Origin of the sequence: Rhizobium sp. WYJ-E13 (assembly GCF_018987265.1) — a bacterium.
Lineage (GTDB): Bacteria > Pseudomonadota > Alphaproteobacteria > Rhizobiales > Rhizobiaceae > Rhizobium.
In genome coordinates this window covers 995,091-1,017,731 of the sequence record NZ_CP076853.1, presented here as the reverse complement: position 1 = coordinate 1,017,731, position 22,641 = coordinate 995,091, and the positions used below count along the sequence as shown (strand labels likewise).

At 60.5% G+C, this 22,641-nt stretch carries 25 protein-coding genes and 1 pseudogene; 14 read left to right on the top strand and 12 right to left on the bottom strand.

Annotation, left to right across the window (positions count from 1 at the left end; genetic code table 11):
• Nucleotides 1–111 precede the first annotated feature (111 nt).
• Nucleotides 112–1,365 (top strand): GGDEF domain-containing protein, encoded by a 1,254-nt coding sequence (locus KQ933_RS05105; protein ID WP_216757683.1) that lies wholly within the window; start codon nucleotides 112–114, stop codon nucleotides 1,363–1,365.
• Between the two features lie 57 nt (nucleotides 1,366–1,422).
• A complete protein-coding gene (locus KQ933_RS05100; RefSeq protein ID WP_216757682.1) occupies nucleotides 1,423–2,667 on the top strand; it encodes a cytochrome P450 in 1,245 nt (414 codons plus the stop codon).
• A gap of 83 nt (nucleotides 2,668–2,750) precedes the next feature.
• Here KQ933_RS05100 and pstB read toward each other — a convergent pair whose 3' ends face one another.
• The 9 genes and pseudogenes from pstB to KQ933_RS05055 form a co-directional block, all read right to left on the bottom strand.
• Nucleotides 2,751–3,563, bottom strand: coding sequence for a phosphate ABC transporter ATP-binding protein PstB (gene pstB, locus KQ933_RS05095; RefSeq protein WP_216757681.1), 813 nt, complete (start codon nucleotides 3,561–3,563; stop codon nucleotides 2,751–2,753).
• A complete protein-coding gene (pstA, locus tag KQ933_RS05090; RefSeq protein ID WP_216757680.1) occupies nucleotides 3,560–4,417 on the bottom strand; it encodes a phosphate ABC transporter permease PstA in 858 nt (285 codons plus the stop codon). Before pstA ends, pstB begins: the two co-directional genes overlap by 4 nt.
• 2 nt (nucleotides 4,418–4,419) lie before the next feature.
• Nucleotides 4,420–5,397: a phosphate ABC transporter permease subunit PstC gene (gene pstC / locus KQ933_RS05085; RefSeq protein WP_216757679.1), complete on the bottom strand. Its 978-nt coding sequence runs from the start codon at nucleotides 5,395–5,397 to the stop codon at nucleotides 4,420–4,422.
• An 88-nt stretch (nucleotides 5,398–5,485) separates the two neighbouring features.
• Nucleotides 5,486–6,508 carry a phosphate ABC transporter substrate-binding protein PstS gene (gene pstS, locus KQ933_RS05080; protein ID WP_007819837.1) on the bottom strand — a complete coding sequence of 341 codons (1,023 nt, stop codon included), beginning with the start codon at nucleotides 6,506–6,508 and terminating at the stop codon, nucleotides 5,486–5,488.
• Nucleotides 6,509–6,849: 341 nt separating this feature from the next.
• Nucleotides 6,850–7,633, bottom strand: a pseudogene (locus KQ933_RS05075) (EAL domain-containing protein); the annotation flags it as partial.
• Nucleotides 7,633–7,977, bottom strand: a complete 345-nt coding sequence (locus KQ933_RS05070) for a cupin domain-containing protein (RefSeq protein ID WP_216757678.1) — start codon at nucleotides 7,975–7,977, stop codon at nucleotides 7,633–7,635. The pseudogene KQ933_RS05075 and the gene KQ933_RS05070, both read right to left, overlap by 1 nt.
• Nucleotides 7,978–7,979: 2 nt before the next feature.
• Complete coding sequence (locus KQ933_RS05065; protein WP_216757677.1) at nucleotides 7,980–8,597, bottom strand: LysE family transporter; 618 nt, start codon at nucleotides 8,595–8,597, stop codon at nucleotides 7,980–7,982.
• A 12-nt stretch (nucleotides 8,598–8,609) separates the two neighbouring features.
• The gene (locus tag KQ933_RS05060; protein WP_216757676.1) at nucleotides 8,610–9,893 is read right to left on the bottom strand and encodes an O-acetylhomoserine aminocarboxypropyltransferase; all 1,284 of its coding nucleotides are present in this window, start codon (nucleotides 9,891–9,893) and stop codon (nucleotides 8,610–8,612) included.
• Between the two features lie 117 nt (nucleotides 9,894–10,010).
• On the bottom strand, nucleotides 10,011–10,439 hold the full coding sequence (locus KQ933_RS05055; protein ID WP_216757675.1) for a CoA-binding protein: 429 nt from the start codon (nucleotides 10,437–10,439) through the stop codon (nucleotides 10,011–10,013).
• Nucleotides 10,440–10,556: 117 nt separating this feature from the next.
• Between KQ933_RS05055 and KQ933_RS05050 the strand changes: the two genes are divergently transcribed.
• Together KQ933_RS05050 and KQ933_RS05045 are read left to right on the top strand one after the other, a co-directional pair.
• Nucleotides 10,557–10,880, top strand: coding sequence for a hypothetical protein (locus tag KQ933_RS05050; RefSeq protein WP_216757674.1), 324 nt, complete (start codon nucleotides 10,557–10,559; stop codon nucleotides 10,878–10,880).
• Nucleotides 10,881–11,360: 480 nt separating this feature from the next.
• Nucleotides 11,361–12,197 (top strand): EamA family transporter, encoded by an 837-nt coding sequence (locus tag KQ933_RS05045; protein ID WP_216757673.1) that lies wholly within the window; start codon nucleotides 11,361–11,363, stop codon nucleotides 12,195–12,197.
• Here the strand turns inward: KQ933_RS05045 and KQ933_RS05040 are convergent, their stop codons facing one another.
• The gene (locus KQ933_RS05040) at nucleotides 12,198–13,031 is read right to left on the bottom strand and encodes an enoyl-CoA hydratase (RefSeq protein ID WP_216757672.1); all 834 of its coding nucleotides are present in this window, start codon (nucleotides 13,029–13,031) and stop codon (nucleotides 12,198–12,200) included.
• Between the two features lie 353 nt (nucleotides 13,032–13,384).
• Between KQ933_RS05040 and rplM the strand changes: the two genes are divergently transcribed.
• Entirely contained in the window at nucleotides 13,385–13,849 is a 465-nt protein-coding gene (gene rplM, locus KQ933_RS05035) for a 50S ribosomal protein L13 (protein WP_018114579.1), read from the top strand.
• 3 nt (nucleotides 13,850–13,852) lie between these two features.
• Complete coding sequence (gene rpsI / locus KQ933_RS05030; protein WP_216757671.1) at nucleotides 13,853–14,326, top strand: 30S ribosomal protein S9; 474 nt, start codon at nucleotides 13,853–13,855, stop codon at nucleotides 14,324–14,326.
• Between the two features lie 55 nt (nucleotides 14,327–14,381).
• On the opposite strand, the gene KQ933_RS05025 is transcribed toward rpsI, so the two are convergent.
• Nucleotides 14,382–14,759, bottom strand: a complete 378-nt coding sequence (locus KQ933_RS05025; RefSeq protein ID WP_216757670.1) for a VOC family protein — start codon at nucleotides 14,757–14,759, stop codon at nucleotides 14,382–14,384.
• 144 nt (nucleotides 14,760–14,903) lie between these two features.
• Between KQ933_RS05025 and KQ933_RS05020 the strand changes: the two genes are divergently transcribed.
• The 8 genes from KQ933_RS05020 to ubiA all read left to right on the top strand — a co-directional run bounded on the left by KQ933_RS05020 (nucleotide 14,904) and on the right by ubiA (nucleotide 22,450).
• Nucleotides 14,904–15,272 (top strand): antibiotic biosynthesis monooxygenase, encoded by a 369-nt coding sequence (locus KQ933_RS05020; protein ID WP_216757669.1) that lies wholly within the window; start codon nucleotides 14,904–14,906, stop codon nucleotides 15,270–15,272.
• A complete protein-coding gene (speB, locus tag KQ933_RS05015) occupies nucleotides 15,262–16,215 on the top strand; it encodes an agmatinase (protein WP_216757668.1) in 954 nt (317 codons plus the stop codon). Before KQ933_RS05020 ends, speB begins: the two co-directional genes overlap by 11 nt.
• Before the next feature lie 80 nt (nucleotides 16,216–16,295).
• Nucleotides 16,296–17,219, top strand: coding sequence for an N-acetyl-gamma-glutamyl-phosphate reductase (gene argC / locus KQ933_RS05010; protein WP_216757667.1), 924 nt, complete (start codon nucleotides 16,296–16,298; stop codon nucleotides 17,217–17,219).
• Nucleotides 17,220–17,304: 85 nt separating this feature from the next.
• Entirely contained in the window at nucleotides 17,305–18,096 is a 792-nt protein-coding gene (locus tag KQ933_RS05005) for a sulfite exporter TauE/SafE family protein (protein ID WP_216757666.1), read from the top strand.
• 60 nt (nucleotides 18,097–18,156) lie between these two features.
• Nucleotides 18,157–18,921 (top strand): hypothetical protein, encoded by a 765-nt coding sequence (locus KQ933_RS05000; RefSeq protein WP_216757665.1) that lies wholly within the window; start codon nucleotides 18,157–18,159, stop codon nucleotides 18,919–18,921.
• A gap of 221 nt (nucleotides 18,922–19,142) precedes the next feature.
• Complete coding sequence (locus KQ933_RS04995; RefSeq protein WP_216757664.1) at nucleotides 19,143–20,963, top strand: ABC transporter ATP-binding protein; 1,821 nt, start codon at nucleotides 19,143–19,145, stop codon at nucleotides 20,961–20,963.
• Nucleotides 20,964–21,056: 93 nt separating this feature from the next.
• A complete protein-coding gene (locus KQ933_RS04990; protein ID WP_216757663.1) occupies nucleotides 21,057–21,410 on the top strand; it encodes a VOC family protein in 354 nt (117 codons plus the stop codon).
• Nucleotides 21,411–21,535: 125 nt separating this feature from the next.
• The gene (ubiA, locus tag KQ933_RS04985) at nucleotides 21,536–22,450 is read left to right on the top strand and encodes a 4-hydroxybenzoate octaprenyltransferase (protein WP_216757662.1); all 915 of its coding nucleotides are present in this window, start codon (nucleotides 21,536–21,538) and stop codon (nucleotides 22,448–22,450) included.
• Between the two features lie 10 nt (nucleotides 22,451–22,460).
• On the opposite strand, the gene KQ933_RS04980 is transcribed toward ubiA, so the two are convergent.
• Nucleotides 22,461–22,628 (bottom strand): hypothetical protein, encoded by a 168-nt coding sequence (locus tag KQ933_RS04980; RefSeq protein ID WP_216757661.1) that lies wholly within the window; start codon nucleotides 22,626–22,628, stop codon nucleotides 22,461–22,463.
• Nucleotides 22,629–22,641 lie beyond the last annotated feature (13 nt).

The window sequence follows — 22,641 nt, the reverse complement described above, 5'->3', positions numbered from 1 at the left end:
CGGAAAGCTTACCGGCAGATATCGCCGAAATTGCCGATCGCGGGTTTGTGCCATTAATCAAACAGCGAGCTTCTTCGGCAAGGATATGGCCAACACTCAAGGGGTTATGCCGTGTTCAATGTCACTACAGGTCTGTCCATCTGGTGCTCCGAAGCCCTTACGCTGGCTCTGGTTCTGTTCGTGGCCTGGCACCACAACCGGAAAAGCGGCGCCTACCTTTATTGGGGATTCGGTTTCCTGTTCAGTGGCATCGGCTTTGCGCTTGCTGCGGCCCGCGGCGAAATCCCCAATCTGCTTTCCATCGAAATCGGCAATGCCGTTGCCCTGCTTGGGCAAAGCGCCTGGGTCGCCGGTTTTCTGGCTCTCGACCGCAGGAAGATAGAATGGTGGGCGCTGTTGCCGCCGGCGATCTGGCTCACAGGTGTCTTCCTGCCGTGGATCAACGAGGATTATTCCAACCGCGTTATTCTTTACAATCTCTCCTCGGCGACCGGCGCCACCGCGCTTGCCATGGCGGTCGCCACCGGCGACATCCATCGTGAGCGCACACGCATCAAGCTGATGGCCGTCTTCGTGCTGCAGGCCTTCCTCTGCTTCGGCGTGGCGCTGACAATGGCGCTTGTTCTCCCTTCGGATGGGGAAGCGACGAATTTCGGCGGCGTGGCCGCCATGGCCACCGCCTTCCTGCTCATCATCGCCTTTGCGCTCACCTGCCGCCTCATCATGGAACGGTCGGAACGCCACCTGCGTTTCCTGACGCTAACGGATTCGCTGACGGGCGTGCTGAATCGCCGCGGCCTGCTCGGCCATTTCGGCAAGATCCAGGAAAAGGCCCATGACGACCAGCACCAGGTCGGCGTCATCCTCTTCGACCTCGACCATTTCAAGCGCGTCAACGACCGTTTCGGCCATCAGTCGGGCGACGCCGTCCTCACCGCCTTCGCCCGCCTTGCCCGCCAGTATATCCCGAACAATATCTTCGGCCGGATGGGCGGCGAGGAATTCGCAGCCTTCGTGACCATCCGCGACCAGACGGAAGCGGAAGCGCTGGCGGAATCGATCCGTGCCGAATTCTGCCGGCTGCCGATCAATACCGGCGAGGCACTGATCCCCGCCACCGTCAGCGTCGGCATCGCCCTATCCTCGGCGATCGAAGCCAATATCGACCGGCTGGTGTCGGCCGCCGACCGGGCGCTCTATTCGGCGAAGGCTGCCGGCCGCAACTGCACCGTCGTCTTCGGCGCGGAGGAAACCGCGGCACCGGCGCCTGGCGAACCGAACACCAATGCCGGCGAACTCGTGCCGACCGTCGACGATCAGGTGGAAGCACTGCGCCGCATGGGCGTGCTCTCGCGCGCCGGCTAAACCACTATCTTTATCACTATCTTTCCGGGGCCCGGCAAATCCGCTAAGCCTCTGGCCATGATGATACCGCCCTTCCTCAAGATCGATCCAGCAACCCGCCGCGTGTCGCTCGACGGCAGCGACCCGGCCTTCTACGGCAATCCGAACGCGGTTTATGCCGCGCTTCATGCCCATTGTCCCACCTTCTATTGGGAAGAGCAGAAGCAATGGTTCGTCACCGGCTACGATCATGTGAACGGGCTGCTGCGCGACCGCCGCTTCGGCCGGCAGATCCTGCATATCGCCAGCCGCGAAGAACTCGGCCTGCCCGAACCGGAGCCGCATCTCGCCGCCTTCGATCTCGCCGAGCGCTATTCCCTGCTGGAGCTGGAACCGCCGGAACACACGCGGCTGCGCACCCTCGTCAACCGCGCCTTCGTCTCGCGCCATGTCGAGAAGATGAAGCCGGAGTTGGAAGAGCTCGCGAATAGACTGATCGACGGCTTCGCCGACAAGGGCGAAGTCGAGCTTCTATCGGCCTTCGCCGATATCATTCCGGTGACGATGATCGCCCGGATGATCGGCATTCCCGAGGAAATGGGGCCGCAGCTGCTGAAATGGTCGCATGCCTATGTGCGCATGTACATGTTCGGGCGCACCCGCGCGGACGAGGACGCTGCCGAGCAGGCGGCGAGGGAGTTTTCCGATTACGTGAAGACTGTCATTGCCGAGCGCCGTGCCGAACCGCGCGACGACCTCTTGACCCACATGATCCATACCGAGCACAAGGGCCAGTACCTGACGGAAGACGAGCTCGTTTCGACGACTATCGTGCTGCTCAATGCGGGCCATGAAGCGACGGTCCACCAGATCGGCAATTCGGTGCGCATCATTCTCGACAGCGGCTACGATCCATCCGAGCTATTCCGCGACGAAGCTGCCACCGAGCGGACGGTCGAGGAGTCGCTGCGCATCTGCGCGCCTGTTCATATCTTCCAGCGCTGGGCGCTCGAACCCGCAGAGATCGACGGGGTGGAGTTCAAGCGCGGCGACAAGATCAGCATGATCCTGGCCGCCGCTAATCTGGATCCGGCGAAATTCAGCGATCCGCTCACCTTCAGGCCCGACCGCAACGAGGCGCCCAACCTCTCCTTCGGCGCGGGCATTCATTTCTGCATCGGCGCGCCGTTGGCGCGGCTGGAGCTCAACGTCGTGCTGCCGATCCTGTTCCAGCGCCTGCCGAGACTGAAGCTCGCGAGGACGCCCGTCGTCAAAGATGTCTATCATTTCCACGGCCTCGATCGCCTGGATCTCGTCTGGTAGAGCATCGATCCGACACCCGAAAATAAAAAGGCCGGCATGCTCATCGCGTCCCGGCCGTTTCTTTTCCGCAAGAGAAAGTCGTATCAGCCGTAGCGGCCGGTGATGTAATCTTCCGTGCGCTTGACCTTCGGCGACTGGAAGATCTGCGCGGTCGGGCCGTATTCGATCAGCTCGCCGAGATACATGAAGGCGGTGTTGTCGGAGATGCGGCTTGCCTGCTGCATGTTGTGGGTGACGATAACGATCGTAAACTCACCCTTCAACTGCGCGACCAGCTCTTCGACCTTGGCCGTCGAGATCGGATCAAGGGCCGAGGTCGGCTCGTCGAGAAGCAGGACTTCCGGACGCAGTGCCACGCCGCGGGCGATGCAAAGGCGCTGCTGCTGGCCGCCGGAAAGACCGAGGCCGCTGCCTTTCAGCTTGTCCTTGACCTCATCCCAGAGGGCGGCCTGACGCAGCGCCTGCTCGACACGGACGTCCATGTCGGCTTTGTTGAGGCGCTCATGGTGGCGAATGCCGTAGGCGATGTTGTCATAGATCGACATCGGGAACGGCACCGGTTTCTGGAACACCATGCCGACGCGGGCACGCAGCTCGTTCATCGAGAAGCTTGGATCGAGGATGTTCTTGCCATCGAGCTTGATCGAGCCGGTGGCGCGCATCTTCGGATACAGCATGTAGATGCGGTTCAGGATGCGCAGAAGCGTAGACTTGCCACAGCCGGATGGACCAATCAGGGCAGATACCTGGCGCTCGGGAAAGCTGAGGCTCACATCCTTGATCGCGTGGGCATCGCCGTAATAGAAATTGACTTTCTCGAGGGCGATCTTGTCTTTTGCCATCGGCTTTTCCAGCTTGCCGGTGGCATCGAAAGTGTCTGCAGACTGGAGCATCATTTCCTACCTTTTCGGTTCAGGACAGAGCGCGATACGACGCTCAGGATCAGAACGACGGCCGTCATCACGAAGGCGCCGGCCCACGCGAGATGCTGCCACTGCTCATAAGGGCTCATAGCGAACTGGAAGATGACGACGGGGATGTTCGCCATCGGCTGCGACATGTCCAGGCTCCAATACTGGTTGTTCAGAGCCGTGAACAAAAGAGGTGCAGTTTCGCCCGAGATGCGGGCGATCGCAAGAAGGACGCCGGTCAGGATGCCGGTGGAGGCAGCGCGGTAGAGGACGTTGAGCGTTACCTTCCAGCGCGGGATGCCGAGCGAAAGCGCCGCCTCTCGCATGACATCGGGAACCAGCCGCAGCATCTCGTCGGTCGTGCGCACGACGACCGGCAGGAAGATGAAGGCAAGCGCGATGCCGCCGGCAAAGCCGGAGAACCGCGCCGTCGGGCGGACGACCAGTTCATAGACGAACAGGCCGATGATGATCGACGGCGCCGAGAGCAGGATGTCGTTGACGAAGCGGATCGCCTCGCCGAGCTTCTTGCCTCGAGCGAATTCCGACAGATAGGTGCCGGCCAGCACACCGATCGGCGTGCCGATGACGACGGCCAGAGCGACCATCAGCAGGCTGCCCATGAAGGCATTGCCGAGACCACCGCCGTCTTCACCGGGAGGCGGCGTCATTTCGGTGATGAGGCTGGGGCTCAGCGCAGACAAGCCATGCACAAACGTCGCCCAGAGGATCCACACCAGGAAAACCAGGCCAAGTACGGTGGCGATGCCGCAGAGCGTCAGCGCGATCATGCTGCCAATCTGGCGGCGGCGGTAAAGAGAACCTGAATAGGTAGCCATGATTACTCTCCCCTCTGCCTTGCCATACGCACCAGCATGAGCTTGGCAGCCGCCAGAACGACGAAAGTGACGACGAAGAGGATGAGGCCAAGGGCTGCGAGCGACGACCGGTAGAGGTCATCCGAAGCCTCGGCAAACTCGTTGGCGAGCGTCGCTGCGATCGAGGTGCCCGGCTCCATCAGCGACACAGCAATGTTATGGGTGTTGCCGAGCACGAAGGTCACCGCCATCGTCTCGCCGAGCGCGCGGCCGAGGCCAAGGAAGATGCCGCCGACGACCGCCGTACGGGTGTGCGGAATGACGATGTCGCGTACCACTTCCCACTTGGTCGAACCCAGCGCATAGGCCGATTCCTTCAGCTGTGCGGGGACGACCAGAAAGACATCGCGCATGACCGAGGAGATGAAGGGGATTATCATGATCGCCAGAACGATGCCTGACGTCAGCATGCCGATGCCGAGCGGAGCTCCGGAAAATAGCGCGCCGATCAGCGGGATCGGGCCTAGCCAGTCGATGAGCACTGGCTGGATGTAATCCGACATGAACGGAGCGAAGGTGAAGAGACCCCACATGCCGTAGATAATCGAGGGGATACCGGCCAGAAGCTCGACTGCACCGCCGATCGGCCCACGAATGGAGCGAGGCGCAACTTCAGTGATGAAAACTGCGATACCAAGGCTGACAGGAACGCCGATGATCATGGCGAGTGTGGAGGTGACCAGCGTGCCGTAGATCGGCACGAGGCCCGAAAACTGTTCAGCCACCGGATCCCATTCCGTGCCGGTCAGGAAGCCGAAGCCGAAGGTCCGGAACGCGAGAAGCCCGCCCATGGCCATTGAGATCGCCGCTGCCAGAAGGGCGGCGAGAACGAACAGGCCGCAGCCCAAAACTATCCAGAAAAAAATGCGATCGCCTGCGGCGCCGTCGCGGCGCTTCACGCCCGCGGTATCGGCGGGCAGCGATGCCAATGCTTCGCTCATATCCGTACGCTCTGCTGCTTTGAGGGGGTGTCAAAGGCATCAGGGACGAGAAGCAAAGCCTCCCGCCCCGACGGCAGTTTCGTCAGGATCAGCTCTTGAAAGAAGCCGTCCAGTAATCTTCGATCTGCTTCACCAGCGTGTCCGGAAGCGGAACGTAGTCAAGCGAGGACGCTTCCTTCTGGCCCTTTTCGAGAGCCCACTTGAAGAAAGAGAAAGCGGCCTTGGAGCGCTCGGCGTCCTTCGGCTCCTTGTACATGATCGCCCAGGTGGTTGCCGTGATCGGCCAGGCCTTTTCGCCCGGAGCGTTGGTCATGATCAGGTAGAAGTCCTGAGCCTTGCCCCATTCCGCGCTGGCAGCGGCAGCCGAGAAGCTTTCAGCGTTTGGCTTCGGATACTGGCCGGCAGCGTTCTGGATGAGAACGTAGGGCAGCTTGTTCTGCAGGGCATAAGCGTATTCGACGTAGCCGATCGAGTCCTTGACGCGGGTGACATAAGCTGCAACGCCTTCGTTGCCCTTGCCGCCGATGCCGACCGGCCAGTTGACGGCGGTGCCTTCACCGACCTTCGACTTCCAGTCCGGGTTTACCTTCGAGAAGAAGTTCGTCCAGTTGAAGGAGGTGCCCGAGCCGTCCGAACGGTGGACAACGGCGATCTGGCTGTCGGGCAGCTTCAGGCCCGGGTTCAGATCCGCGATGGCCTTGTCGTTCCACTTGGTGACGTTGCCGAGGTAGATGTCGGCGAGAACCTTGCCGGAGAGCTTCAGTTCGCCTGATTTGATGCCCTTAACGTTGATGACGGGTACGATGCCGCCGACAACGAGCGGGAACTGGCCGAAGCCGCCAGCCGTCAGATCTTCCGGCTTGAGCGGGGCGTCGGAAGCGCCGAAGTCAACCGTTGCAGCCTTGATCTGGGCGATACCGCCACCCGAACCGATCGACTGGTAGTTCAGCTTGTCGCCGGTTTCCTTGTTGTAGTCTGCCGACCACTTCGAAAGAACCGGGTAGACGAAGGTGGAGCCAGCGCCGGTAATATCTGCGGCAGAGGCCGAGACTGCCAGAGCGGCAACCAGGCCAGCGCCGAGGCAGGCCGAAAGAAGTTTCTTGGTGAGCATTTGCGACTCTTCCCTGATGGAACTAGAGGACGACGAGGTCCGGCGCCATGGAGGGGGTGTCCATTGTGGAGGGCGCTGAATTTCCTCGTCACGGGAAGGCGGGCTAGGCGCGTATTATTACGGTTTGATGACAGTTTGTGACGAGCGACAGGAAATGCAAAGCTGTGCATAAGCCTCTGAAGGCACTGACTTTCCCTATGAATCGCGCGCTGACAAAGCCTTGATGAAAGAGGTGCGGCCATATTGCCGCAGGACTGCGGTCGATTGCCGCAGCAATGTGTGAAAATGTCGTTTTCAGACGCCAAAACGCTCCGAAGACCGCCAGAGTGTGCTGCCGCAATCTACGCGGCATGCTCTTGAAGCTTGCTGGATATTTCGAGTGCCGACATAGGTTTTCCGATCAGATAACCTTGCAGTTGGTCGCAGCCGGCTGCACGCAGAATCGCCGCCTGGCGTGTATTCTCGATACCTTCGGCTGTCACGGGAATCTGCAGAGCGGTCGCCAGGGAAATCGTGGCCCTCAGAACATCGGTGCCATTCGAGGCTTGGTCGAGAGCGGACACGAGCGAACGGTCGATCTTCATGCGATCAAACCCGAACTCCGCAATGCGCCGATGCTTGCATAACCGCAGCCAAAGTCATCAAGCGCGAATTTCATGCCGACCTGTTTGAGGTGATCTATCGACCGGCGGCCTGTTCCGGGTTTGTCATCAGGACGCCTTCGGTGATCTCCAATGTCAGGCGCTTCGGATCGAAATCCAGCTCCTGCAGAAGCAGATCTTCGGCGGCAAATTCCGCGAAACGTTACCGACAGTGCCAAACCGGGGCCAATTCTTGGCGCTCGATCGATGTCTTCAGCATATGAACGCCGAGTGCATCGATAAGGCCGCACCTTTCGGCGAGCGGGATGAAGATCTCCGGGCTGATGTTTTCCGTTGGGCGCCGTCAACGTGCAAGTGCTTCAAGACCAGTGACGGCGCCTGTGGTGGCGGAGACGAGCGGCTGGAAAAAGGCTTCGATCGTACCATTACTGATAGCGCTCCGGAGCAAACCTTCCATTTCTGCGACCCTTTGGCGCTCCCGATCCAGCTCTGGATCGTATTCGATCACCCGGCCTCTGCCGCTCAAACCTTGATCACATAATCCTTGCGAGTCGTTTCGACGACTTCCCAGGTCCCCTCGAAGCCGGGCCTGAGGATCATCCGGTCGCCCGCCTTCAGATGAATCGGCTCGCCGCCGTCTTCGGTCACGATGGAATGGCCGGAGAGGATGCTGAAATATTCCCATTCCTCATAGACGATCCGCCACTTGCCCGGTGCCGCCTCCCAGATGCCGGCATAGAGGCCGCCGTCGGCCTCCTCGAGATTCCAGGTTCGAAATTGCGGATTGCCGGAAACGATGCGCTCGGCGGCGGGAGCGCCGACTTCCGGTTCGACGCCGTCGATATCGAAGGAGATCATGTTTGCCATGGTTATCGCACCGAGGTCAGAAGTTTCAGGCCGAAGCCCATGAAGATGACGCCGGCCGCAGCATCGAGTGTCTTGCGGCCGCGCGTATAGGCGTCAGCAAGGGCAGGGTTGCGCAGCACCGTCAGCACGAAGGAGTACCAGAGCGAGGAGACCAGAACCATGGTGGCGACGGCAGCAACACCCTGCATCCAGCTATGCTCGGCCGGCAGCGTTGCCGCAAAGAGCGAGGCGACGAAGAAAGCCGATTTCGGATTGGCGAGGTTGGTCGCAAGCCCTGAATAAAAAGCCTGCTTGGGGCCGATCCCCGCCCGCGCGGCCTGCGGCTCTCCTCGGCCAGCCTTCCGCCAGGTGTGCCAGACGAGCTTTGCACCGAGGAAACAGAGATAAAGCCCGCCCGCGACCTTCAGGAACAGATGGGCGAAGGGCGCCGCCGCAAAAAGCGCACTGATCCCCAGCCAGCCGGCAAGCCCCCAGCAGAAGGTGCCGAGGATGACGCCGGCGATGACGGCCACCGCGGCACTTCGCGACCCCTCCAGCGCCGTTCTGACGACGATGAAGAAGTTCGGCCCCGGCGTGATGGCGGCCACCGCCCAGATGGCTGCAACGGAGAGCAGGAACATGCAAGCCTTTGCTCAGATCTTCGACAGCGACTGTTCGAGATCGGCGATGATGTCCTTCACATCCTCGATGCCGACGGAGAGGCGCACCACGTCCGGCCCGGCGCCGGCGGCGATCTTCTGCTCGTCGGTCAGTTGCCGGTGCGTGGTGGAGGCCGGATGGATCACGAGGGAGCGCGTATCGCCGATATTGGCGAGATGCGAGAAGAGTTCCAAACCCTCGACCAGCGTCTTGCCTGCCTCGTAACCGCCCTTGACGCCGAAGGTGAAGACGGAACCTGGGCCTTTCGGCGAGTAGCGCTGCTGAAGAGCGTGATTCGGGTCGTCCTCCAGACCGGCATAGTTTACCCAGGCGATCTTCGAATGAGCCTTCAGCCATTTGGCGACATGAAGCGCGTTGTCGCAATGGCGTTGCATGCGCAGCGGCAGCGTCTCGATGCCGGTCAGGATCAGGAAAGCGTTGAAAGGCGAGATCGCAGGGCCAAGGTCGCGCAGGCCGAGCACGCGGCAGGCGATCGCGAAGGCGAAATTGCCGAAAGTCTGATGCAGCACGACGCCGTTATATTCCGGCCGCGGGCTGGACAGCATCGGGTAGTTGCCGGTCTTCGACCAGTCGAAAGTGCCGCCATCGACGATGATGCCGCCCATGGAGTTGCCATGGCCGCCGAGGAATTTGGTCAGCGAATGCACGACGATATCGGCGCCATGCTCGATCGGCCGAATGAGATAGGGCGTGGCCATTGTGTTGTCGACGATCAGCGGCAGATCGTGACGATGGGCGATTTCGGCGATAGCCGCAATATCGACGAAGGTCCCGCCGGGATTGGCGAGACTTTCGATGAAGACCGCCCGCGTCTTGTCATCGATCTTGCTCTCGAAATCCTCGGGATTGTCGGGATCGGCCCAGCGCACCTGCCAGCCGAAATTCTCGAAGGCATGGCCGAACTGGTTGATCGAACCGCCATAGAGACGGCGGGCGGCGACGAAATTCTCGCCGGGGCGCATCAGCGTATGGAAGACGATCATCTGCGCCGCATGGCCGGAGGCAACGGCAAGAGCCGCCGTACCGCCTTCAAGGGCTGCGACACGTTCCTCCAGAACCGCCTGCGTGGGGTTCATGATGCGGGTATAGATATTGCCAAACTGCTGCAGGCCGAACAGTGCCGCGGCATGGTCGGAATCGTTGAAGACGAAGGCTGTCGTCTGGTAAATAGGTGTTATCCGCGCGCCGGTCGCCGGATCGGGCTGTGCACCCGCATGGATTGCCAGCGTGTTGAATCCCGGATCGTTTTTGGCCATGTCGTCCTCCCGTATTGTTGTTGACGGGCGCGATCATAACCACTCGAATGTGAAAGTTAACCGCGATCTTTTTCAACCGCGGCGCGTTCCGAAGAAAATCCATCCCGCCTGGCAGCGTCAGCCGAAAAGACGCGGATATTCGATCGCCGGGCAGCGGTTCATCACGACTTTAATGCCACCGGCTTCCGCCTTGGCGGCGGCTCTATCGTCGCGCACGCCGAGCTGCGCCCATACGACCTGCGGGCGGGGCTCGAGTGCCAGCGCCTCATCCACTACCCCGTCGAGATATTCGGATGCGCGGAAGACATCGACCATGTCGACCGGCTCGGGAATGTCGCCAAGGCGGGCATAGACGGTCTGGCCGTGGATCTCCTTGCCCGCCTGCCCTGGATTGACGGGAATGACCCTGTAGCCGCGCGACAGGAGATAGCCCATGACACCATTGCTAGGCCGGGCCGGATTGGGCGAAGCCCCCGTCAGCGCGATGGTTTTCACGGATTTCAGAATGCCGGAGAGATAGTCGTCGGCATAGTCATCATGGTTCATATCTGGTGTCTCCAGTCTGGTGTCAGGAGGCGGATCTGACAGTCGCTGATCATTGAAACCGGGCGGCTCGTTTCAACGTATATATAGGTGCCGGAAATATCAGGGAGAATTTGTGCCATGAAAAAAGTAATCCTTTCGCTCGCGCTCGTGCTGGCGGCCTCGCCGACGCTTGCGATCTCACGCTACAATCCGCTTGCCATGAGCTGCCAGAGCGTGCGGGCGGCGATTCACAACGAAGGCGCCGTCATCTTTCGCTACACCTCGCCGCGCGGCCTTCCACTCTACGACCGCTATGTCCGCAACAGCAACTACTGCGATGCGACCGACTATGCGGAATGGACGAGCATTCCCTCCAAGGACAATCCCAAGTGCCGGGTGCTGAACTGCCAGAACCTGGACAACCTCGACGGGATGCTCTTCATTCCACACTATAGTCTCTAACCCACCGTTTATTCAGAAATGTGAATATTATCGATCCTTTCGCACCCGCGAAAGGATCGAGATTCAATCCAGGGATACAAAAATCTCAACAAAATCTCTTTCGGTTGCAAATTTATAACCATTTCAAAGTTATAGAATAATGTCTATATTTCAGCATCATAAGATTGCCGACATTCTCTTTCTCCACGAGAACTTCACCTTTCATGCACAATTTGATCACGATATGTTCACACGTTCATTAGAAACATCTCATAGTTGAATAAGGTGAGTATAATTGACGTATTTCGAGCGCACGCAGAAATTGCTACAACAGTGGGCAATTGTTCACCTCACCAATCCATGTTATTCATATTTTGTACATGCGGAATACACCTTCAGATTAAATCGCGCAGACAAAGGTTGTATTTTACAGGGCATGATTAAACGGAAAAGTTGCGATACTTTCCCATATTTTGTTGCACCGCTCCCGGACCATCCATCTTGCCCCTCGACGTCGTTCTTCTCGTCCTTTTCGGTGCTCTTCTGCATGCGACTTGGAATGCCATCATCAAAGCGGGCAATGACAAGTCGCTCGATGCGGCGCTGATCTCTGCAGGCGGCGCGGTCGCCTCGCTGCCTTTCCTGCCGCTGCTTCCCCTGCCGCAGCCGCAGGCCTGGCCTTTCATCGGCGTCTCCGCCATCCTGCAATTTGCCTATTTCCAGCTGGTCGCCGCCGCCTACAGGGCGGGCGATATCGGCCTCGTCTATCCGCTGATGCGCGGGGCAGCGCCGCTGCTCATCGTCGCTACCAGCGGCTTCATCCTAGGAGAGAACCTGACGGGTGGAGCGCTTGCCGGCACCATGACGATCTGCGCCGGGATCCTCACACTCGCCTTCGAAGCGCGCCAAGGCAGCCGCCATGCGATCATGCTGGCCCTCGTCAACGCCTGCGTCATCGCAACCTATACCTATGTGGACGGTATCGGCGCCCGGCTTTCCGGCAATGCGGTTTCCTACACGCTGTGGATGTCGCTCCTGCCGCCGGTTCTGCTCCTTACCTGGGCGGTCTCCCAGCGTGGTCTGGCGACTGTCGGCAAGCACGTCAGGCGCAACTGGTGGCGTGGGCTGATCGGCGGGGCGGGCTCGATCGCGTCCTACGGGCTGGCACTCTGGGCGATGACGAAGGCGCCGGTTGCGACCGTGGCGGCGCTACGCGAAACCGCCATCCTGTTTGCGCTTGCCATCTCGGTTCTGGTGCTGAAGGAAAAGGCGAGCGTCTGGCGCTATCTTGCCGGCATCATCATCGCGCTCGGCGGGCTGGTCCTGAAGCTTGCCTGATCAATCGTCCTTCCACTCGGGTGTACGCTTGCCGAGGAAGGCCCCGATGCCTTCTTGCGCATCGCCGGTCAGCATGCTGTCGACCATGACGCTGGCGGCATAATCATAGGCCTCCTGAATGGGCATCTCCAATTGCCGGTAGAAGGCCTCCTTGCCGATCCTCAGCGCCTGCGGCGACTTCGAGGCGATGACGGAAGCATATTTGCTGACGACCTGCGTGAGATATTGCTTCGGCACGATGCGGTTGACCAGACCGAAATCCTTGGCAGTCGAGGCATCGATCGTCTCGCCCGTCAGAAGCATTTCCATCGCCTGCTTGCGGTGGGCGGCGCGGGAGACGGCGACAGCCGGCGTCGCGCAGAAAAGGCCGATATTGACGCCCGGCGTGCAGAAGGTGGACGTATCCGTGCAGATCGCGAGATCGCAGCTTGCGACGAGCTGGCAGCCCGCTGCCGTCGCCAACCCGTCGATCTCGGCAATGACGGGCTTCGGAAGGCGGCCGATCTCCAGCATCAGGTCGGCGGCCAGCGCGAAGGTCTCCTCGAAGAAGGCGACGCCATCATCCTCGTCGGCGCGGTGGGCCGTCAGTTCCTTGAGGTCGTGGCCGGCGGAAAAGATATTGCCGGTCGATGCGATGACGACGATGCGCACGTCCTCGTCGTCGGCCGCGCCCTGCAACTCGCCCATCAGCGTTTCCATTGTCGATATCGACAGGGCATTGGCCGGCGGATTGTTGAGCGTCAGGCGCAATATGCCGTCGGAAAGCTGACGGAGCACAAGGGCGCCCTCGCCCGAATTGTTGTTGTCCCTGCGGAAGGATACGATCTCGGCCATGGCACATTCCTATACGCTGTCTCTATCCCGCCCTTGTGCCACAAGGGTGCGGCGATTTCGAGCCGAATACGGCATCGCAGCGCCTCCTGAAGGGCAAAACCTCCTGCTTTTGGATGCATTAAAGTGAGGTATTCAGATACCCTGCATTTAAACCATTGTTTTCACATATCTATTTTTACGGCCTTCAGAATCGCTTATATTGACCCAATGGGGGTTTGCCGCTATAAGCCGCGCCGGAAATCCAGCCTTTCGGGGCTGTTTTCTTTTTTGGTCTGTCTTTCGATCGGCCAAGCCAAGCAACAAGAAACGCCCCTTCGCCTTCGGGCATGGGGATCCAAGAGAGAGTGACAATTATGGCAACCTTCTCCCAGAAGCCTGCAGAGGTGGAGAAGAAGTGGGTCGTCATCGACGCCGAAGGGCTCGTCGTTGGCCGTCTCGCTTCCGTTATCGCTATGCGTCTGCGTGGCAAGCACAAGGCAACTTTCACGCCTCACGTTGACGACGGCGACAATGTTATCGTCATCAACGCTGACAAGGTCGTTTTCACCGGCAAGAAGTATTCCGACAAGGTTTACTACTGGCACACCGGTTATGCCGGTGGCATCAAGGAGCGTACGGCTCGCCAGATCATCGAAGGCCGCTTTCCGGAGCGCGTCCTCGAGAAGGCTGTTGAGCGCATGGTTCCCCGCGGCCCGCTCGGCCGTCGCCAGATGAAGAACCTGCGTGTTTACGCCGGCCCGAACCATCCCCACGAAGCCCAGCAGCCGTCCGTCCTCGACGTCGCCTCGCTGAACAAGAAGAACGTAAGGAGCGCCTGATAAATGGCTGACCTTTCCTCCCTGAAGGATCTCGGCACGTCGTCTGAAGCAGCAGCTGCTGCTCCGGCTCACGTCCGCAAGGTCGACTCGCTTGGCCGTTCCTACGCGACCGGCAAGCGCAAGAACGCCGTTGCCCGCGTCTGGGTCAAGCCGGGCTCCGGCAAGATCATCGTCAACGGCAAGGAATTCGCGGAATATTTCGCACGTCCGGTTCTGCAGATGATCCTGCGCCAGCCGATCGTTGCTGCTGCCCGTGACGGCCAGTTCGACATCATCGCCACCGTTGCTGGCGGCGGCCTTTCCGGCCAGGCCGGTGCCGTTCGCCACGGTCTGTCCAAGGCCCTCACCTACTTCGAACCGGGCCTGCGCTCGGTCCTGAAGAAGGGCGGCTTCCTGACCCGCGACAGCCGCGTCGTCGAGCGTAAGAAGTACGGCAAGGCCAAGGCCCGCCGTTCGTTCCAGTTCTCGAAGCGCTAATCGCTTTCTGGATATGCTTTCATGGGAAGGCCGGGTTTTCGCCCGGCCTTTTCGTTTATTCGGGCTTGTTGAAGAAGGCTTCGAGCCGATAACCATCGGGATCGATGATGAAGGCCGCATAATAGAACTGGCTGTAGTCGGGGCGGATGCCCGGCGGACCGTTGTCCTCGCCGCCATTGGCCAATGCGGCAGCGTAGAAGGCGTTGACGGCTTCCTCACTCGTCGCGACGAAGCAGAAATGCAGTCCCGAGCCGCGATCCGCCGGCACCGGGCGCTCCACTTCGCTCACCCAGAAGGCAGGCCTCTCGGCGCCGTACCCCATCGTTCCCTCGAAATTCGACAGCCGCTCGTAACCGAGCGGCGCCAGTGCCGCATCATAGAACTGGCGTGACCTTTCGAGGCTTTTAACCCCGATCGAAACGTGATCGAACATTGCCTGTGGCTCCCTGGTGATTTGCTTGCAGCAGCTTCTTGGAAGCGATTTGCGAAGTCAACGCATGGGCAAGCCAAAGCCGCATCTGCTTGCAATCGACCTGCCGCTCGCCTACCCCTTCCTGTCCAGACAAGGAACCTGAGCATGTCGACCACCCAACCCTCGCCCTTTGCCACCACACCCGAACCGCCCTATTACGTCGTCACCTTCTCCTCCGTTCGTACCGAGGGCGACAATGGGTACGGCGCCATGGCCGACCGAATGACGGAGCTGGCGCTGCAGCAGCCGGGCTGTCTTGGGGCCGAGAGCGCGCGGGATACCGATGGCTTCGGCATCACCAATTCCTATTGGGCCGACGAGGAAAGCCTCAAGGCGTGGAAACAGGTCGTAAGCCATCTGGTCGCCGAGCGACTTGGTCGCGAGCGCTGGTACAAGCAGTATAAGGTTCGTATTGCGCGAGTAGAACGCGCCTACGAATTTACTGCAGCGGAAGGAGCCTCCCTTGGCGAATAAGACCATCGACCATGCCTTCACGGCGCAGAGCCTGACATCGGCCGCCTCCGACCCGACCTTTGCCGGCGCGCTTTCCTTCATGCGCCGCCGCTTCACCAAGGATCTGACAGGAGCCGATGCTGTCGTCTGGGGCATTCCCTTCGATGCGGCGACCTCCAACCGGCCAGGTACACGCTTCGGGCCGCAGGCGATCCGCCGGGCTTCGGCGATCTTCGATAATGATCCGCAATATCCGTTCCAGCGCGATCTCTTCGCCGAGATGGCCGTCATCGACTATGGCGACTGCCTGCTCGACTACGGCAATCATCAGGACACGCCCGCGGCCATCGAGCGGCAGGCGAGCGCCATTCTCGACAGCGGCGCCTTCCTGCTCACCCTCGGCGGCGACCACTATGTCACATGGCCGCTCTTGAAGGCGCATGTCGATCGACACGGCCCGCTGGCGCTCGTGCAGTTCGATGCACATCAGGACACCTGGTTGGACGACGAGCGCCGTATCGACCACGGCTCCTTCGTGGCCCGTGCGGCCCGCGCCGGCCTCATCGATCCCGATCGCTCGATCCAGATCGGCATCCGGACGCACGCGCCGGAGGATTTCGGCATCCACCTGCTCTACGGTCATCAGGTCGAGGATATGAGCGCGACCGAAATCGCTTCCACAATCATCACGCATACGAAGGGCTCGCCCGTCTACCTGACCTTCGACATCGACTGCCTCGATCCGGCCTTTGCGCCCGGCACCGGCACGCCGGTTTCCGGCGGCCCGTCCAGCGCGAAGATCCTCTCCGTGCTGCAGCGCCTGAAGCAGCTCGATGTCAGAGGTGCAGACGTCGTCGAAGTCTCCCCGCCCTACGATCACGCCGATATCACCGCCATTGCGGGGGCGACAGTCGCGATGTATATGCTGGGTCTTCACGCCGAACGGCGCGCAACGGCAGGATGACTGCTGTTATCAAATTGATTCAACTTCATGGCAAACTGATTCCGGAAACAATCCGAACCCACTGAAAGTGCAGGATAATCATGGCAGCAAAGATCTTCATCGATGGCGAAGCTGGAACGACGGGTCTGCAGATCCGCGAGCGTCTGGCGGAGCGCCGCGATCTTGAGCTGCTGTCGATCCCGACCGAAAGCCGCAAGGACAAGGCGGTGCGTTCCGCCTTGCTCAACGAGGCCGATATCGCCATCCTCTGCCTGCCAGACGATGCCGCCAAGGAAAGCGTCAGCCTGATCGAGAACGACCGTACCAAGGTAATCGACGCCTCCACGGCGCATCGCGTCGCCGAAGGCTGGGCCTATGGCTTTCCGGAAATGAGCAAGGAGCAGGCCGGCATCATCGCCTCGGCCAAGCGCGTGTCCAATCCCGGCTGCTGGCCGCAGGGGCCGATCGCCACGCTGCGCCCGCTGATCGAAGCCGGGCTCATTCCCTCGGATTTCCCGGTCACGGTCAACGGCATCTCCGGTTATACCGGCGGCGGCCGCACCATGATCGAGGATTATGTCGCCAAGGGCGAGGATGCGCCGGCATACATGCCCTACGGCCTGAGCTTCAAGCACAAGCATCTGCCGGAGCTGCAGCGCTATGCCAGGCTTGGACGCGTGCCCTTCTTCCAGCCGGTCGTCGGCAATTTCGCACAGGGCATGGTCGTGACCGTGCCGCTGCAGCTCTCGCATCTGCCCAAGGTGCCGAAGGGTGCTGACCTGCATGCCGCCATCGCCGATTATTATGCCGGCATCAAGGGTTTCGTGGAGGTCGCCCCCTTCGAGGCGTCGGAGCGCACGCCGGAGCTCAACCCGGAAATCTATAACAACACCAACCGCATGCGCCTGCACGTCTTTGCCAATGACGATATCGCGCAAGCGCTGCTCGTCGCCGTCTATGACAACCTCGGCAAGGGCGCTTCGGGTGCTGCCGTGCAGAACATGGATCTGATGCTGGGCGCGTGACGTCAGGCATTTGCCTGTTTCAGACGATTGCACCAAGACAGGGCGCTCTGCCCTGTCTTCCCATCCGCAATACGGAGCCTGATCGATGACGCTGGAAGCGCTGATGGCCGGCCTGCGCGCCTGGTTTGATGCCGCGTTACCCGATCACGGCATCTCTGCGCTGATCGTCTTCGCTTTCGTCGCCGGCCTTGCCCGCGGTTTTTCCGGCTTCGGCGCAGCGCTCATCTTCATTCCGCTTGCCGGCGCGGTCATCGGGCCGAAGCTCACCTCGCCGGTGCTGCTCGTCATCGACGGGCTTGCGACGCTCGGTATGATCCCCGCCGCATGGCGCGGGGCGGACAGGCGCGAGGTTTTCGCGATGGCAGCAGGCGCGGTTCTCGGCGTTCCCGCGGGAACGGCGGCTCTGGCGCTCATGGACCCGCTCTTGCTGCGCTGGGCCATTTCAGCCATCGCCATCTGCCTGCTGGCACTGCTCGTCTCCGGCTGGCGCTATCATGGCAAGCCGGTTGCACCACTCAGCGCCGCGATCGGCCTCATCGCCGGTCTCTTCAGCGGCGCAGCACAGCTCGGCGGGCCGCCAGTTGTCGCCTATTGGCTCGGCGGGAAAAGCGATTTTACCCGTGTGCGCTCGAACGTCATTCTCTACTTTTCAATCTCCACGGTCTTCGGCTTCGTCAGCTATTATTTCGGCGGGCTCTTCGTCTCCACGGTCTTGGCGCTCACCGTCGTCACGCTGCCGGCCTATGCCGTCGGCCTCTGGGGCGGCTCAAAGCTGTTCGGGCTCGCGAAGGAAAGCACCTTCCGCATGACCTGCTACATTCTGATCGCCGTCTCGGCGATCGGCGGCATGCCCATCTTTGACAGCCTGCTTCGGTAGCACCCGGTACGATTGCCCGTCTGCCGCGAAAGCCGTACACTCCCTCGCAAGGGGAGCTTCATGGCGTCGGTTCTGATCGGCATTGCCATTATTGGAGGAACGACCGCAACCGTGCTTGCGGCCTATTACATTATGCATCTGGTCATGGGCGGTGACCCGGGCGGGCGGGACAGGGAGCTGGCAAGCTCGGTCATTACCCGCATCGCCAGCCTGCATGCGCTGATCCTCGCTCTCGTTTTCGCGCAGGAGATGATCGAATACCAGGCTCTGCGGACGGAAAGCGCAGTGGAAAGCAATGCAGTCGGCGATGTCTTCTATGATGCCGAGCGCTATGGCCCGGAGGCGCAGGCACCGATCCAGAAGGCGCTGAAAGACTATGTCCGCATCGTCATCGAGGAGGAGTGGAACGAACTCGGGCGCACCGGCGAACTCTCATCGGCGGCCTGGGATCAATGGAACAACGCCTATCTCAAGGTTCTCGAACTGGCTCCCGCCAATTCCAAGCAGGAGAGCCTGCGCGGCCACATGCTCGAAGAGATTCATATGATTTCGGAGTCCCGCGACCGGCGGGAAAATAGTGGCACCGACTCCATCAGCCTGATCTTCTGGTTTGCCGCGGTTTCGGGCGTGATCTTCACCGCCATCGGCTACTACCCTTACGCGCCCGACGGCCGCAACCTGCTGCTGCTATCAATCTTCGGCGTTTTTACCGGCATCATCCTTTTCTTCATCTACGCCTTCTCCAATCCTTACGGCCCACCCGCCACATTGTTTCCGACAGCTTTCGAGCGATTGCAGGAAGAGATCAGCGGGCCGGATCCGTGAGCGGAAATGCTCCACACACCTCGTCCAAACCTATCGCCGTCATGCGCCATAGCAAAAGACTGTCGCCTTTTGCGGTGTTTTGCGGTAAAACCGACACGCTGTCAGCAAGGCTGCGCTGCTTGAAAGGCGCGAGGCCCCTGTTTCACGCCGATGGGAGGCATTCATGAAAACGATCCTGAGCAACCAGAAGAATAAGATCAACACTCAGGATATCCGTCTTCATGTCCAGTTTGCTTTCACGCGCGAGGAAAAACCCGCAGCGTCTTAACCGCAGCCTCTCAACCGCATCGCACATCCACAACAGGCGCCAGTTGCGCCTGCGCAAGTTCCTGTCCTATTTCCGGCCGCATCTTCCGCTGCTCATGGCCGATATTGCCTGCGCCGTCGTCGTCGCTGCCGCCGCAGTCGCCTTGCCGCTCTGCGCCAACATCGTCATGGGCCACCTCATCGCGCTCAACGATACGACTTCGGCCTACTGGCAGATCCTCGGCATGGGCGGCGTCATGCTGGCCATCGTGGCGGTCGAGACGGCCGCCATCTTCTTCGTCGATTATCGCGGCCACATGATGGGTGCGCATATCGAGGCGAATATCCGGCAGGAACTGTTCGATCACTGCCAGAACCTCTCCTTCGGCTTCTATGATCGGCACCGCACCGGCCAATTGATGAGCCGCATCGTCGGCGACTCCTTCTGGTTGGGCGAACTTTTCCATCACGGGCCGGAAGACCTGCTGATCGCCATTCTGAAGTATGGCGGGGCCATGACGGTCCTGTTCTTCATCGATCCGAAGCTTGCGTTTCTAATCCTCCTGCTGACACCCTTTGCGGTGGCCTATGCGCTGCATTTCAACAGGCGCATGAATCGTGCACTCGAGGCGAGCAAGCAGGAGATCGCTGCCGTCAACGAAAGGGTCGAGGATGCGCTGGCCGGCATCCGCGTCGTCCAGTCCTTTGCCAACGAGGATCTGGAGCGGAAACGCTTTGCCGCCCTGAACAGTCGCTTCCTCGAAAGCCGCTCCGATGGCTACCGCAGCGAAGCCTGGTTCTCCGCCGGCGCCGAGACCTTCGCCCAGATCATCACGCTTCTGGTCGTCATCCTCGGCGGATTGCGCATCCTTGCGGCGGAACTCACCATTGCGGACCTTCTGACCTTCCTGCTCTGCGTCGGCGTTCTCGTCGATCCGGTCAAGCGGATGGCCAATCTCGCCCGGCTCTGGCAGGAGGGTTATACGGGGTTCGTGCGGGCGATGGAGATCCTGGAGATCGATCCGGACGTGGTGGATCGTCCCTCGGCCCGCGCGTTGCATACGCCGAAGGGTGAGATCCGGCTCTCGAATATCGATTTCAGCTATGATGATGGGGCAGACGTGCTCAGCAACCTTTCGCTGACCATCCGGCCTGGTGAATTCGTGGCGCTCGTCGGCCCGTCCGGTGTGGGGAAAAGCACGCTCTGCGCGCTGCTTCCCCGCTTCTATGATGTCACTGGCGGTTCGATCGAAATCGATGGTACCGATATCCGCGATGTAACGCTCGCCTCGCTGCGCCGCCATCTCGGCGTCGTGCAGCAGGATGTCTATCTCTTCGCCGGCACCGTGGCGGACAACCTCCGTTACGGGCGCCCGGATGCGACGGACGAAGAGGTGGAAGCCGCAGCCCGCGCCGCCCACGCGCATGAGTTCATCATGGCCTTACCGCAGGGCTATCAGACCGATATCGGCCAACGCGGCGTGAAACTCTCGGGCGGCCAGCGCCAGCGGCTGACGATCGCTCGCGCTTTCCTCAAGAACCCTGCCATCCTCATCTTCGACGAGGCGACGAGCGCGCTCGACAATGAAAGCGAGCGGGCAGTGCAGCAGGCCTTCATGACGCTTGCAAAGGGGCGCACGACGCTCGTGATCGCCCATCGCCTTTCGACGATCCGCCACGCCGACCGTATTCTGGTGCTGACCGGCGACGGTATTGTCGAAGAAGGCAGTCATGACAGGCTGATGGAGAGCGGCGGCATCTATGCCAATCTCTATGGGCTGCAGGCGAGCATCTGAGGTTCGAGACAAGGACATGCGGAACAGTTCGGCAGACAGGCCTGAACTGTTCCGCAGATCGATCATTTCTCTTCAGGCAGAGGGAGAAACACCATGACAGTGCTGCGCATCGTCCCGAATATCGCCGCCGCCTCCATTGAAGAGGTGCGCAACTTCTATTCCGAGCTGTTCGATCTCGACATCGTGATGGATCATGGCTGGATCGTCACTCTTGCATCCGACAGGCGAGCACTCACCCAGATCGGCATCGCGACAGAAGGCGGCTCGGGAACCGCAGTGCCCGACATCTCGATCGAGGTCGATGATGTGGACGAGGTCCATCAGCGTGCGGTGACATTTGGGCATCAGATCGTCTACGGGCCGGCTGACGAGCCCTGGGGCGTTCGTCGTTTCTATATTCGCGACCCCACCGGCAAGCTGCTGAATATCCTCTCTCACGCAGGCTAATCGGCTCCGTCAGACGCAGGGACGATTATTGCAATGCCTGCGAAAGCCTCTATTCTGCGACAGCCAATGCGAGAGACGAAATAACTGCTTTCATTGAGAATTTTCGGAAATAGCCGGATTACGCCATGACCATATTAAACCGCCCGGACTTGAGCGATATTCATCAAGGTGACTGGGTGGACCGGCTGTTGCCGGGTACATGGCGGCCTTACACGAGGCTCGCGCGGCTCGATCGTCCAGTCGGAATATGGCTGACGCTGTTTCCATGCTGGGCGGCGCTGTTTCAGGCGGCCCATGGGCTGCCCGATATCCGGCAGCTGGCCGTCTTCACGCTCGGCGCCCTGCTGATGAGAAGCGCCGGTTCCACGATCAACGATATCGCGGACCGGAAATTTGACGGTCATGTCGAGCGAACCCGTTTTCGGCCCCTGGCAAGCGGGCAGATCGGCGCCGGTCAGGCTTTGACTTTTCTGGCCATCGAGCTCGCCCTGGCGGCGTCTCTCCTGTTGTTTCTGACGCCCTACACGCGGCTCGTCGCCCTATGCGTCCTGCCGCTCGTGTTCGTCTATCCGCTCTGCAAGCGCTTCACCCATTGGCCGCAGGCTGTGCTGGGCGCAGCGTTCAACTGGGGCATGCTCATGGCCTGGTCCGAAATTGCCGGTGATGTTCCTGTCGGCGCCGTCCTCATGTGGGCGGGAGCCATCGCCTGGCAGATCGGCTACGATACCATCTATGCCTATGTCGACGTGAAAGACGACAGAAGCCTCGGCCTGAAATCGACAGCGATCCTCTTCGGCCAGCGCGGCAAGCTCATCATCGGCCTGTTTTATGCTTTGACGGTCGTCGCGTGGTCGCTCGGCGGCTGGCTGTCGGGCATGTCCCTGCTCTATGGGTTTGGAATGCTCGTCATCGCCGCGCACCTTGCCTGGCAAACCCGGCGGATCGACCTTGCAAGGCCGGAAGTGAATTACCGCCTGTTCCTGGCAAATATTCTGACCGGGCTATTGCTGGCAGCCTCGGCCTTTATGGGAACCTGGTAAGCCCGTCGGCTCAATAAGAGCAGGGACGATTGTCGCTGGGACGGAAACCGCCGGCGCAGGCCGGGTTCAGGGACGTATCCTCGCGATAGTCGTACCTCTCCGTTGAGGTGCAACTCGAGGCGATTGCGGAAAGCGCGATCAGAGCGCCCGCCATTACGAATGTGCGCAATCTGTTCATGTGAACATCCCCC

Excerpts from the sequence above, each read along its gene's own strand:
- KQ933_RS05100 (WP_216757682.1), top strand. The coding sequence starts at position 1,423 with ATGATGATACCGCCCTTCCTCAAGATCGATCCAGCAACCCGCCGCGTG.
- pstB (WP_216757681.1), bottom strand. The coding sequence starts at position 3,563 with ATGATGCTCCAGTCTGCAGACACTTTCGATGCCACCGGCAAGCTGGAA.
- pstA (WP_216757680.1), bottom strand. The coding sequence starts at position 4,417 with ATGGCTACCTATTCAGGTTCTCTTTACCGCCGCCGCCAGATTGGCAGC.
- pstC (WP_216757679.1), bottom strand. The coding sequence starts at position 5,397 with ATGAGCGAAGCATTGGCATCGCTGCCCGCCGATACCGCGGGCGTGAAG.
- pstS (WP_007819837.1), bottom strand. The coding sequence starts at position 6,508 with ATGCTCACCAAGAAACTTCTTTCGGCCTGCCTCGGCGCTGGCCTGGTT.
- KQ933_RS05070 (WP_216757678.1), bottom strand. The coding sequence starts at position 7,977 with ATGGCAAACATGATCTCCTTCGATATCGACGGCGTCGAACCGGAAGTC.
- KQ933_RS05065 (WP_216757677.1), bottom strand. The coding sequence starts at position 8,597 with ATGTTCCTGCTCTCCGTTGCAGCCATCTGGGCGGTGGCCGCCATCACG.
- KQ933_RS05060 (WP_216757676.1), bottom strand. The coding sequence starts at position 9,893 with ATGGCCAAAAACGATCCGGGATTCAACACGCTGGCAATCCATGCGGGT.
- KQ933_RS05055 (WP_216757675.1), bottom strand. The coding sequence starts at position 10,439 with ATGAACCATGATGACTATGCCGACGACTATCTCTCCGGCATTCTGAAA.
- KQ933_RS05050 (WP_216757674.1), top strand. The coding sequence starts at position 10,557 with ATGAAAAAAGTAATCCTTTCGCTCGCGCTCGTGCTGGCGGCCTCGCCG.
- KQ933_RS05040 (WP_216757672.1), bottom strand. The coding sequence starts at position 13,031 with ATGGCCGAGATCGTATCCTTCCGCAGGGACAACAACAATTCGGGCGAG.
- rplM (WP_018114579.1), top strand. The coding sequence starts at position 13,385 with ATGGCAACCTTCTCCCAGAAGCCTGCAGAGGTGGAGAAGAAGTGGGTC.
- rpsI (WP_216757671.1), top strand. The coding sequence starts at position 13,853 with ATGGCTGACCTTTCCTCCCTGAAGGATCTCGGCACGTCGTCTGAAGCA.
- KQ933_RS05025 (WP_216757670.1), bottom strand. The coding sequence starts at position 14,759 with ATGTTCGATCACGTTTCGATCGGGGTTAAAAGCCTCGAAAGGTCACGC.
- KQ933_RS05020 (WP_216757669.1), top strand. The coding sequence starts at position 14,904 with ATGTCGACCACCCAACCCTCGCCCTTTGCCACCACACCCGAACCGCCC.
- argC (WP_216757667.1), top strand. The coding sequence starts at position 16,296 with ATGGCAGCAAAGATCTTCATCGATGGCGAAGCTGGAACGACGGGTCTG.
- KQ933_RS05005 (WP_216757666.1), top strand. The coding sequence starts at position 17,305 with ATGACGCTGGAAGCGCTGATGGCCGGCCTGCGCGCCTGGTTTGATGCC.
- KQ933_RS05000 (WP_216757665.1), top strand. The coding sequence starts at position 18,157 with ATGGCGTCGGTTCTGATCGGCATTGCCATTATTGGAGGAACGACCGCA.
- KQ933_RS04995 (WP_216757664.1), top strand. The coding sequence starts at position 19,143 with ATGTCCAGTTTGCTTTCACGCGCGAGGAAAAACCCGCAGCGTCTTAAC.
- KQ933_RS04990 (WP_216757663.1), top strand. The coding sequence starts at position 21,057 with ATGACAGTGCTGCGCATCGTCCCGAATATCGCCGCCGCCTCCATTGAA.
- ubiA (WP_216757662.1), top strand. The coding sequence starts at position 21,536 with ATGACCATATTAAACCGCCCGGACTTGAGCGATATTCATCAAGGTGAC.
- KQ933_RS04980 (WP_216757661.1), bottom strand. The coding sequence starts at position 22,628 with ATGAACAGATTGCGCACATTCGTAATGGCGGGCGCTCTGATCGCGCTT.